At 68.6% G+C, this 10,428-nt stretch carries 10 protein-coding genes and 1 pseudogene; 4 read left to right on the forward strand and 7 right to left on the reverse strand.

Annotation, left to right across the window (positions count from 1 at the left end; genetic code table 11):
• Nucleotides 1–2: 2 nt before the first annotated feature.
• Nucleotides 3–827 carry a creatininase family protein gene (locus ABD743_RS04650; RefSeq protein ID WP_344719200.1) on the reverse strand — a complete coding sequence of 275 codons (825 nt, stop codon included), beginning with the start codon at nt 825–827 and terminating at the stop codon, nt 3–5.
• A gap of 74 nt (nt 828–901) precedes the next feature.
• Between ABD743_RS04650 and ABD743_RS04655 the strand changes: the two genes are divergently transcribed.
• Nucleotides 902–2,143, forward strand: coding sequence for an NRAMP family divalent metal transporter (locus ABD743_RS04655; RefSeq protein WP_344719202.1), 1,242 nt, complete (start codon nt 902–904; stop codon nt 2,141–2,143).
• Nucleotides 2,144–2,218: 75 nt separating this feature from the next.
• Nucleotides 2,219–2,983, forward strand: a complete 765-nt coding sequence (locus ABD743_RS04660; protein WP_344719229.1) for a putative hydro-lyase — start codon at nt 2,219–2,221, stop codon at nt 2,981–2,983.
• Nucleotides 2,984–3,005: 22 nt separating this feature from the next.
• Here ABD743_RS04660 and ABD743_RS04665 read toward each other — a convergent pair whose 3' ends face one another.
• The 6 genes from ABD743_RS04665 to ABD743_RS04690 form a co-directional block, all read right to left on the reverse strand.
• Nucleotides 3,006–3,386 (reverse strand): hypothetical protein, encoded by a 381-nt coding sequence (locus ABD743_RS04665; RefSeq protein WP_344719204.1) that lies wholly within the window; start codon nt 3,384–3,386, stop codon nt 3,006–3,008.
• Complete coding sequence (locus ABD743_RS04670; RefSeq protein WP_344719206.1) at nt 3,383–3,613, reverse strand: hypothetical protein; 231 nt, start codon at nt 3,611–3,613, stop codon at nt 3,383–3,385. Before ABD743_RS04670 ends, ABD743_RS04665 begins: the two co-directional genes overlap by 4 nt.
• 148 nt (nt 3,614–3,761) lie before the next feature.
• On the reverse strand, nt 3,762–5,024 hold the full coding sequence (locus ABD743_RS04675) for an alpha/beta hydrolase family protein (RefSeq protein WP_344719208.1): 1,263 nt from the start codon (nt 5,022–5,024) through the stop codon (nt 3,762–3,764).
• 158 nt (nt 5,025–5,182) lie between these two features.
• Nucleotides 5,183–5,824, reverse strand: coding sequence for a hypothetical protein (locus ABD743_RS04680; RefSeq protein ID WP_344719210.1), 642 nt, complete (start codon nt 5,822–5,824; stop codon nt 5,183–5,185).
• Between the two features lie 480 nt (nt 5,825–6,304).
• Nucleotides 6,305–7,072 carry a beta-ketoacyl-ACP reductase gene (locus ABD743_RS04685; RefSeq protein WP_344719212.1) on the reverse strand — a complete coding sequence of 256 codons (768 nt, stop codon included), beginning with the start codon at nt 7,070–7,072 and terminating at the stop codon, nt 6,305–6,307.
• 83 nt (nt 7,073–7,155) lie between these two features.
• A complete protein-coding gene (locus tag ABD743_RS04690; RefSeq protein WP_344719214.1) occupies nt 7,156–9,123 on the reverse strand; it encodes a 3-oxoacyl-[acyl-carrier-protein] synthase III C-terminal domain-containing protein in 1,968 nt (655 codons plus the stop codon).
• A gap of 420 nt (nt 9,124–9,543) precedes the next feature.
• On the opposite strand from ABD743_RS04690, the gene rfbC reads away from it, so the two are divergent.
• Nucleotides 9,544–10,101 carry a dTDP-4-dehydrorhamnose 3,5-epimerase gene (gene rfbC, locus ABD743_RS04695; protein ID WP_344719216.1) on the forward strand — a complete coding sequence of 186 codons (558 nt, stop codon included), beginning with the start codon at nt 9,544–9,546 and terminating at the stop codon, nt 10,099–10,101.
• 28 nt (nt 10,102–10,129) lie between these two features.
• Nucleotides 10,130–10,428 (forward strand): annotated as a pseudogene (locus ABD743_RS04700) (choline dehydrogenase); the annotation flags it as partial.

Genomic DNA, 10,428 nt, shown 5'->3' on the forward strand with positions numbered 1-10,428 from the left:
GCTCAGCCGTCCGACGGCTTGCCGATCGGTCCGTGGTAGCCCCGCAGCCACTCCACCAGCTCGGCGAGCCTGGTCACGATGTGGTCGTGGTAGCGCTTGCCCTTCTCCTCGGAGAGCCCGAGGGAAGAGCTGAAGCTCCCGGTCGGGGTGAAGGCGCGCTGCTCGTCGCCCGACCAGATGATCTCCACGCCGTCCGGGGCAGGACCGAACAGATCGTTGCCGACGAACCCGCCGAACACCTCGTCGAAGTCCACGGAGGCGTCGGTCAGGCGATCGGTGCGGATCTTGCCGGGGTAGCGGTAGTGCACGTGGGAGAGCTCGAGCTCACCGGCGTGGTGCTCGTTCGTCTCCTTGATCGTGGGCGCGCTGGAGCGGGCCAGGTGCAGGGGATCGGCGACGGCGAAGAGCACCTGCGGAAGCTCCTCGTCGTGCAGCACACGCACCGCGCTGTTCAGAGCGGGAAGGTTCGAGCCCTTGTGCCCGTTGAGCAGGATGATCCGATCGAACCCGTGGCGCGCCAGGCTGCGGGCCACGTCCCGGATGAGCAGGGTGAGTGTGTCCGGGCGGATGGTGATCGTGCCGGGGAAGCCACCGTGGTGCGACGAGTCGCCGTACCAGATCGGGGGCGCCACGAGCACGCCCGTGCGCTCGGCCACGTCCTCTGCCAGCGTGATCGCGACATAGGTGTCGACGCCGAGCACACCGGCAGGCCCGTGTTGCTCGGTGCTGCCCACCGGCACGATCGCGATTCGATCGTGCTGGAGGTAGGAATCCACTTCTTCCCACGTCAGGTCCTGGATCCAGACCGACGGTCGGCTTCCCGTCATGGCACCTCTCACTCTTTAGGCTAGACGTCTGACGTCTAACCTAGACTCACTCGCAGTCGCGAGCGAGGAGTGTGATGGACGGCGCTACCAGCACGGATGAATCCACCGGGGACGTGCCACGTCGGGTACGACTTCGGGTGCCCCCGTTGCTCGGTGCCGCCGTACTGATGGCGATGAGTGCCGCGGGCCCGGGCTTCATCACACAGACCGCCTCGTTCACGGTGCTCTACGGGGCCTCGTTCGCCTGCGCCGTGGTGGTCTCGATGCTCATCGACATCGCGGTGCAGCTGAACGTGTGGCGGATCCTCGGGATCTCCGGGCAGCGGGCCCAGGATCTCGCCAGCAAGGTCTTCCCCGGTGCGGGCCAGATCCTCAGCGCGTTCGTCGTGCTGGGCGCGATCGTCTTCAACATCGGCAACGTCGCCGGCGCGGGCCTCGGGCTGCACGACCTGCTCGGCATCGATTCCCGGATCGGCACCGCGATCAGCGGTTGCCTCGCCATCGCGATCTTCCTCGGCAAGTCGGTCTTCACCGCGGTCGACCGGGTCATGGTGGTGCTCGGCCTGGTCAAGATCGGGCTGATCGTCGCCCTCGTCGCCGTTACGGCTCCGCCCGTGGGTGAGGCGGTCGTCGGCACCGTGGACCCGCAGGGCCTGCCGTTCCTGCCGATCCTCACGCTGATCGGCGGCACCGTCGGCGGCTTCATCACCTACTCCGGCGCCCACCGCCTCATCGACAGCGGGATCACCGGAGTCGGGAATGTCTCCCGCATCAACCGCGGTGCTCTCACCGGCATCCTGGTGGCATGCATCCTGCGGATCGTGCTGTTCCTCGGGTTCTTCGGTGTGGTGGCCACCGGGGTGCACCTCGCCAACCCCAACGACGCGGCAGGCTCGAGCTTCCTGGCCGCGTTCGGCCCCGTCGGACTGCACCTGTTCGGACTGGTGTTCTGGGCGGCCGGGATGACCAGCACGATCGGTAACTCCTACACCACCGCCACGTTCCTGCGGTCCTACGCCGCCCCGATCCGCCGGCACATGAACCGCACGGTGATCGTGCTGATCGCGCTGGCCACCGTCGTGTTCGTGGCCGCGGGGCAGACGCCGCAGTCGATGCTGGTGTTCGCCGGTGCGATCAACGGCCTCGTCCTGCCGGTCGGACTGGCCATCATCCTGTGGGTCGCGCTGCGCCGCCGCGACCTGATCGAGCGCTACCGGTATCCCACCGTGCTGCTCACCGTCGGCGTCGCGGCCTGGCTGTTCACCGCCTACGCGGCCGTCGTCTCACTGACTTCCATCGGATCGATCTTTCACTGAGGAAGCGCCATGACCATCCCAGCTCCGTCCACTCCGGCACCGGCCCTCCCGGTCCAGGGCCCTGCCGCCTCCAGCATCGGCCCTGCCGAGGCTCGTAGCCGCTTCCGCGCAGGCGTGCGGGTGCCGACCGCAGGCTGGGCGCCCGGATATGCGCAGGCCAACATGATCGTCGTCCCGCGGGAGTACGCCTACGAGACGCTCCTGTTCGGGCAGCGCAACCCCAAGCCGTGCCCGATCATCGACGTGACCGAGCCGGGCAGCCCCTACACCGCCCTGGCCGAAGGCGCCGACCTGCGCACCGACCTGCCCGCCTACCGCGTGTGGCGCGACGGCGAGCTGGTCGACGAGCCCGACGAGATCACCCGTTACTGGTCCGACGACCTGGTCGCGTTCCTGATCGGTTGCAGCTTCACCTTCGAGACGCCGATGCTGGCGGCGGGCATCGAGGTGCGCCACATCAGCCGTGGAAGCAACGTCTCGATGTACCGCACCAACCGGCAGTGCCGGCCCGCCGGGCGCCTGAGTGGCCCGCTGGTGGTGTCGATGCGGCCGATCGCCGCCGACCGCGTGGCCGACGCGGTGCGCATCAGCGGCCAGTTCCCCTCCGTGCACGGCGCTCCGGTGCACATCGGCGAGCCGGAGGCGCTGGGCATCACGGACCTGTCCGCTCCCGACTTCGGCGACCCTGTCGAGATCCGCGACGGCGAGGTGCCCGTCTTCTGGGCCTGCGGGGTGACGCCCCAGGCCGCGATCATGACGTCCCGGCCGCCGTTCGCGATCACCCACGCGCCCGGGTACATGTTCATCAGCGACGTGCCGGACCACACCTACGCGGTCTGACGTGCCGGGCCGTTCGCCGCTGTCAGGGCAACTGCTCGAGGTCGACGCCTGCGAGGTCGGTGTCGACGTAGCGGCTGGCGTCCCTCGTGACCAGTGGCCACCCGCGATCCCGCGCGCAGAGCAGCGCGTGAGCCTCGAGCAGCTCGCCGCCCGCCCAGCCGACCGTGCGGGCGCGCGCGGCGGTGAGGTCGTCGATGACGGCCACCGGTAGTTGCAGCAGAACCTCCAGCACCGGACGGTCCTTCTCGTCCAGCAGCGCCCATGCCGCTGCGACCCCCGTGGAGGGAATCGAGAGCACGAGCCCTTCCTCGACGGCGGTCCACACCAGGGCGGCGGAGTACACCGACCTCCCGGAGGCGAACGCGACCACGGCTGAGGCGTCGAGCACACGGCCGCCGATCACGCGGACGCGAGTCCCAGGTCGCGGCGCACGGTGTCGAGCACTTCACGCGGTGGGCGTCCGCCGAGCACGCGCTCGAGCTCGGCCAGTGCGCGGGCCCGCGTCAGCTGGTTGCGCAGGGCGTCGGCGACGAACGCCGACAGACTCTCGGCTGCGCCGGCGGCCACTGCTTCGCGGGCGCTGCTCAGTACGTCCGGCGGGAGACTCACCGTCACACGCTCAGCAGTCATACCGGAAGCTTACTTCAGTCATACCGCACCGCCCGCGGCGTTCCTCCGTCCGATACCGCCCGGCTCGGGAGGTGGACGAGCGGCGCTTTCGTGCGATAGGTCGGGGTGAGCGGGCCGCTCGTTCGTCTATCCGCCCGATCCGGCGGTCTCAGGAGGTCCTGTCGGCGTTCAGGTGCCCGGACAGCCAGCCGAAGATCCGATGGGCGCTCTGGCGAGGTGCGAGGGGCTGGCAGTGGAAGTTCGCCCCGTCGGCCACGCCGAACGGCGCGAGCTCGTGTGGTGCCTTCAGCAGGCCCGCGAGCTGCTTGGACTGGCCGGGCCAGAACTGCTCGTCCTCCGGGTCGGTGATCAGCAGCGGAGTGCGGATCTGTGCGGCGACGTCGCGAAGCTGGTAGGTGCGCACCGTGGTGAACAGGTCGAAGGGGTCGTCGATGCCGTAGGGGCGGGCGCGGAAGGCGAAGGTGCGTTCCAGGTCGGGATCCTGGCCACCGACCTCGGCCATGTACCCGTTGAAGGTGTCCTTCTGGCCGTTGTCGAGCAGCGCGATCATCTCCGGCGGCATGTGGTCCATCCAGGAGGTCGACACGTCGACGACGCCCGGATCGGCCACGGCCGCCACGAAGCGGTGCTCGAATGCCAGAGCCCGGGGGAGCCAGTACCCGGCCTGGCTGATCCCGTACGCCGTGAGCGCCTGAGCGTCCACGTCGGCGCGTTCGACGAGCGCGTCCACCACTGGCGTGAGCACGGCCTCCCAGTCGGGACGGAACGTCACCCCGCGTTCGAACAGCAGGGACTGCTGGCCCGGTCCGTCGTACACGAAGGCGTTCCACCCTCGCGCGAGTGCTTCCGCAGCGCCGCACGACCAGAGACCGGTGAGGGCGCCGTCGCTGCCGTTGGTCATGACGAAGGTCGGGCGCGGTGCACCGGAGGCGTCGGGCCGCAGCAGGTAACCCGGCAGGGTCGCTCCCTCGTAGGGGATCTCCACGCGGACGAATCGGCCACCCGACGAGTCGATCATCGCGTTCCAGCTGCGGCGCGAGCTCCGGAAGGTCGGGAGCATGAGGTCGGCGGCCTCGCCGGCGGGCAGGCCGTCCACCGCGGCGAGGGCCCGGGAGTAGGCGGCCGACGCGGACAGGTGCGCCCACATGGCCCCGGGTGGATCGGCGGCGCTCGCGACACCGAGCGCGGCGAACTGGTCGCCCCTGTGCGTCCAGGCGGAGAACCAGCCCCGCCGGTCGCCGTCCGCGATGCCGTTGACGGTGGCGAGCACGCTGCCCGGATCGCCGACGCCGTAAGCGGTGGCACCGAGGGCGAGGCGCGTCTCGAAGTCGAAGTCGGTGTCGGTGAAGAACCCGCCGGTGAGGGCACGGGAGCCGGTGGCGGCGGGACGGACGGACTGGGAGGTCGTCATTGTCGGTCCTTCCGGGCTGGTCGGGTCGGCCGTGATGGCCCCCGCGGGTTTCGCCGGATGTGCCGTCACGCGCGCGGAGTGCCCCGTGCGCCGCGCCACGAGTCCTCATCGCGGCCGAGCAACTCCATCGGCTGACAGGTACGGCGACGTTCCGCTGGTCACGCGGTCCGGCGCCGCCCCTCGGACCGGCGGGCGGCGTGCGTCTGAGCCGCTTCCTCCGGGCCCTTGCTGTGCCGAATGGTGAAGCTGACCGCCCACCAGATCGCAACGATCGGGAGGATCCAGTTGAAGAACAGGTCGATCGGCCTGCTCGGCACGCCGACGTCGGTCCCCACGGAGATGAACAGCGCCGCCAGGAGGTGACTCGCCGCCATCACGGCGATCGCGACGCCCCATGCGGCGCTGATGCGGCGGTTGATCGACCGGAACCGGGCGGTGTGCCAGTACTCGCGGGGCACGCTCTCCCGCGCATATTGCTCGGTGAACGGCATGAACGGCAGCATTGCGAAGATCACGATCGCCAGCGTCCAGGTGGCGAGTGAGCGCCCGTAGGTGGCGAGGAAGGCATCCGCCCTCGGATCCACGAGGGCGGCGATGGCAATCACCGCGAACGCAATTGCTCCGGTCACCTCGAGCACCTTGGGTGACTCGCCGCGGCGGACGTCCCGAATGATGAACAGCACTGCGATGACGAACGCCAGGAACCCGGCGGTGGCCACGGTGCCCGTCCCTGTTCTGGTGGCGAACAGGCTGAAGACGATCCACGGGATGAACCCGGCAAACACCTTGAGTTTCGACATGTGACGACTGTTACGCCGCTTCGCCGCGGAAAACAGCCCCCGATCCGCTCGTTTCTGCTGGTGATCTCCCTGTTCGGGGGAAATCGATCGCCGCAGGCGGACGAGCTTCAACGGCGGGCGTGGGTAGCCCCACCGAGTGATCGAAGAGCGGGCGCCAACGGCCTCACTTCGGACGATCACAATGCCGGGTCGGGTGTGGCCGGAGAGTGGTCATCCTCCCGCCATGAACGCGTGGTTCTTGCGTCACCAGATGATCACTATTACAGTTTCGAACACGCCGTCTGTGTGCTGAGTGTTAATCGCAGGTAAAGTTGGAAGTCAATTCACGGAAAGAGGGAGGATCGCGTGGCCGCAGGTATTTCCGGCGGGCCGACGTCGCCTCCCCGTTTCCGGCGAGCCGCGAGCCCGGGCCGTGAGCCCTGCGGTGGGGATCGGCTGCCGACGCAGAGCCGGTCGGTCGGCGCTGACCGACCGTGTGGTCTACATGTCCATGCCGCCGTTGACCGACACGACGGACCCGGTGATGTACCCGGCCTCGTCGTCCACGAGGAACTGCACCGCTCGGGCGATCTCGTGCGCCTGCGCCAGCCGTCCCACGGGGATGCCGGAGACGATCTTCTCGAGCACCTTCTCCGGCACCGCGGCCACCATCTCGGTCTCGACGTAGCCGGGGGCCACGCAGTTCACGGTGATCCCCTTGCGGGCCACTTCCAGGGCCAGGCTCTGCGTCATGCCGAACAAGCCGGACTTCGACGCCGCGTAGTTGACCTGACCGATGTTGCCCTTCTGCCCGATCACCGAGCTGATGTTGACGATGCGCCCGGAGCCACGCTCCAGCATGTGGTCGAGCACAGCCTTCGACATGTAGAACGCGCCGGAGAGGTTGATCCGCAGCACCGCATGCCAGTCGTCCACCGACATCTTCTTCATGGTCTTGTCGACGGTGATGCCGGCGTTGTTGACCAGGTGGTCGACCCGGCCCCGCTCGGTCAGCACCTCGTCGACCACCCGGCGGCAGTCACCGGGTTCGCCCACGTTGCCCTGGTGCACCGACACCGAGCAGCCGTCGGCCTTGAGCTTCTCGGACAGTTCCTCGGCGGCCTGCCGGTTGCTGCTGTACCCCGCAGCCACGTGCACGCCCGAGTGGGCCAGCACACTGGTGATCGCAGCGCCGATACCGCGCGCGCCCCCGGTCACGATGGCCACCTTCTGGTCGGTCATGTCGAGCCCCTTTTCGTCGACGTCCACCCGCCCGCGGCCTCCTGGCTCGGGCCACGTATTTCTCGTCTTCCCCGGGGGTGTACCCGGGACATGACGCCGCTCACGCCGCGCTACTGCCCGAATGCGACCCGAACGTCCTCGCTCGTGGGGCCGGCAGGTGGCCGCGGCGCGGGCAGGTCGGCCACTGCCTCGCTCGGCTCCGGGGCTGCGATCGCGGGGTCCATCGTGAGCACCGCGTACCCGCCGACGGCACCGGCGCCGAAGCCGGGCGCGAACACCCGCGTCGGACCGGTGATCACGCCGTCGCGGACGGCGTCATACAGCGCAATGGGGATGCTCGCGGCGGAGACGTTGCCCATCTCGGCGATGTTGAAGTAGAGCTGTTCCTCTTTGAGTCCCGCCTTGCGCGCGAGGTCGACCACCATCGTCTTGTTCGCCTGATGGGGGACGATCAGCTCGATGCTCTCCAGCAGGCACCGGTCGGGAGAGTCGGGGTCGCGCTGCTCCTCGAGCTCGGAGATCATCTGTGCCAGGTAGCGCCGCACCAGCGACTTCACCTCGGGCCCGTACACCGTGATGTCGTTGTCGAACTCCGGGTTCGGCCAGACGATCGAGTTCACCTCGCTGGCCGGGCCGCTGGCGTAGGTCTGCAGCACCTGCACGTCACCGGCCTCGTCCGCCGCGGCAGGCGCGACGACGATCGCGGCGGCGCCGTCGCCGAAGATCATCCGGGAGGTCCGGATGCTGCCGATCTTGTCGGAGAACTTCTCGACGCAGACCAGCAGCACCGGGCGTCGTACCTCCTGCAGCTGCCGCACCGCCTCGGCGAGGCCGTAGGGCAGACCGGCGCAGGCCGCGACCAGATCGACCGACGCGTGCGTCTGCAGGATCCCGAGCTCGCCGGAGAGCCAGCACGCCGTCGACGGGATCAGGCGATTGCTCGTGCAGGTCGCCACGAGCACGGCGCCGATCTCCTCCGGTGCACGTCCGGCGTGCGCCAGCGCGGCCCGCGCCGCGTCGAGCGCGAGCTGCTCGAGCGGACGCGCCGAGTAACGGCGCTGCTCGATGCCGGTCTTCGCGCTGATCTCCGCGGCACTCATCGGCGACCACGAGAAGCACGAGTTCCGGATGACGTCGTCGTTGCTGCAGACGTGCTCGCCTCGGACGACCGACAGGGCCTCCAGCTTCGGCGCCACCGCGAACGCCTCGCGCACGCGGACGGGCGGGTAGGGCCGGATCGGCGGCCGCGCCTCGATCACCGGTCTGCCCGTCGACCCGAACGCGACCGGTGCGCCCTCCGCGTCCTCGGCCCGGGCCCGGTCGATGAATGCCGCGACCTCGCGGCTGCGGGGATGCAGGGCGATCACGAAGTCGTCGTCGCCGATGGTGCTCACCGGACGCAGGGCGGTGTGCTCGCGCGTCCAGGGGTACTGGTTGTGCAGCACCATCGCCCATCGCAGGAGTGCCTCAAGCTCGGGCACGTCCTCGTCGGCATCGAGGATCTCGCCGGAGCGGAACACCGGGTAGTCGGGGTCGTGCTGGTGCAGCACGTAGGTCAGCGCGTCCGGCCGTGCCGTCATCTCGGCCACGGTCGGTGGGATCACCGGAAGCTCGGTGGCCTGGTGGCGCTTGTGCCGGAACACGTCGAAGAGCAGGTCGAAGATCCGACCTTCGGCGTCGGCGTCCCACGCGGCTGGCAACTCCTTGTAGGCCTGCTCGACGGCGGCCACCTTCCGGTCGGCGTCCTCCCAGGGGTGGAGCAGGGGGAGAAAGACATCGGAGCGGTTCCGTGGCATGTCCCGCCAGCGGGTTGGCCGCTTGTCGAACATCGGCAACGCGTACCGGTTGACCCAGTACAGGTTCTGGCCGAGGTCGCGCAGCAGCGCGAAACGGTTCGGGTACTCGCCGGAGTTGACCCGGGCGAGGATGTCGGTGCCGGTCGGGGCCTTCGCTTCGAAGTCGCGTCCGATCACGGCTCTGAACTGATCGATTGTGTCGAGTACTGAGAAGTCGAGTGCTCCGAGGACGTTCGCAGGGAAAACGATCCGTCCGTGCCGGTTCACGACAAAGGGCTTCATCTCGGGTTACCCCCTCCTGCGGCGGGGCCAACTGAACTCGCCGGAGCCACACGCGCACAACCGACGAGTGGGGGAACCGGATCCGCCGATTGCGCCGATCAAGAAGCGGTACCGTTGGCGTGCCGTTGCCCGTCATTGGTCTTGGTGGGGGACTCTCGGGTCGGGCGGCACTCGCTGTGGTGAACGACACTGTCTACTCTGCGTTTTGTCAGGACATCCAGCTGAGACGCATGTTGCTGTGGATACGCTGGGAAGATAGGTGATCTCGGTGTTTTCTCCGGGCCGCTTCAGGCGGCGCTCCTTACAATCTCGCGTCGTGCGCGTAACGAGCTTGCTTTGCCACGGCGTATGCACGCTTACGGGCAGATTTATCGGGACCGTCGCAATCGCGGCGGGCTTTCCGTTTCAGGGGGATCAGACATGATGGTGCGTCGCACCGAACTGGAGGGCGTTCTGCTCTTCGAGCCCACGCCGCACCGTGACACGCGGGGGTTCTTCAGTCGCACGTTCGATGCGGCTGTTGCGGAGTCGGTAGGGCTGCAACCTGCGACGTTCCGGCAGGACTCGCAGTCTCGTTCGCATCGTGGCGTGGTGCGTGGTCTGCATGGGCGGCAGGGCTCGGGGGAGGGGAAGTTGGTGCGTTGCTCGTTCGGCGCAGTCCACGACATCGTGGTGGACGCGCGGCCGCAGTCGCCGACCTTCGGACGGTGGATTGCGTTGCGGCTCGATGACCGGGACATGGTGCACGTGTACATCCCGCCGGGGTTCCTGCACGGCTTCCAGGCGCTCTCGGACGTGGCCGACGTCTGCTACCGGATCGATCGGGAGCATGACCCCGCTGCCGACGTCGCCGTCCGGTACGACGACGCCGTGCTCGGTATCCGTTGGCCCGTCGACGTCAGGGACATCAGTGCGCGGGACCGGACTGCGGGCAGTTGGTCGGATCTCTGCGAGCTGCTGAGTGCCACCGCAGCATGACCGCTCACACGGAGAGGACCGGGGTTCGATGACTGCCTCCAACGGTGCCGCGGGCGAGAGTGACCGCGTGGTCGACTTCGTGGTCGTCGGGTCGGGGTCGGCGGGTTCGGTGTTGGCCAACCGGCTCAGCGCCGATCCGGCGAACCGGGTGTTGCTGCTGGAGGCGGGGCGACCGGATCATCTGTGGGATGTCATGGTCCACATGCCCGGGGCGTTGGGGTTCCCGGTCGGTAGCCCGTTTCATGACTGGCGGTATGAGTCCGAGCCCGAGCCGCACATGCACGGGCGGCGTATGCAGCATCCGCGGGGGAAGCTGATCGGCGGGTC

The organism is Pseudonocardia yunnanensis (assembly GCF_039534065.1).
Classification (GTDB): Bacteria; Actinomycetota; Actinomycetes; order Mycobacteriales; family Pseudonocardiaceae; genus Pseudonocardia; species Pseudonocardia yunnanensis.

Excerpts from the sequence above, each read along its gene's own strand:
- ABD743_RS04650 (WP_344719200.1), bottom strand. The coding sequence starts at position 827 with ATGACGGGAAGCCGACCGTCGGTCTGGATCCAGGACCTGACGTGGGAA.
- ABD743_RS04655 (WP_344719202.1), top strand. The coding sequence starts at position 902 with ATGGACGGCGCTACCAGCACGGATGAATCCACCGGGGACGTGCCACGT.
- ABD743_RS04670 (WP_344719206.1), bottom strand. The coding sequence starts at position 3,613 with ATGACTGCTGAGCGTGTGACGGTGAGTCTCCCGCCGGACGTACTGAGC.
- ABD743_RS04675 (WP_344719208.1), bottom strand. The coding sequence starts at position 5,024 with ATGACGACCTCCCAGTCCGTCCGTCCCGCCGCCACCGGCTCCCGTGCC.
- ABD743_RS04680 (WP_344719210.1), bottom strand. The coding sequence starts at position 5,824 with ATGTCGAAACTCAAGGTGTTTGCCGGGTTCATCCCGTGGATCGTCTTC.
- ABD743_RS04690 (WP_344719214.1), bottom strand. The coding sequence starts at position 9,123 with ATGAAGCCCTTTGTCGTGAACCGGCACGGACGGATCGTTTTCCCTGCG.
- rfbC (WP_344719216.1), top strand. The coding sequence starts at position 9,544 with ATGATGGTGCGTCGCACCGAACTGGAGGGCGTTCTGCTCTTCGAGCCC.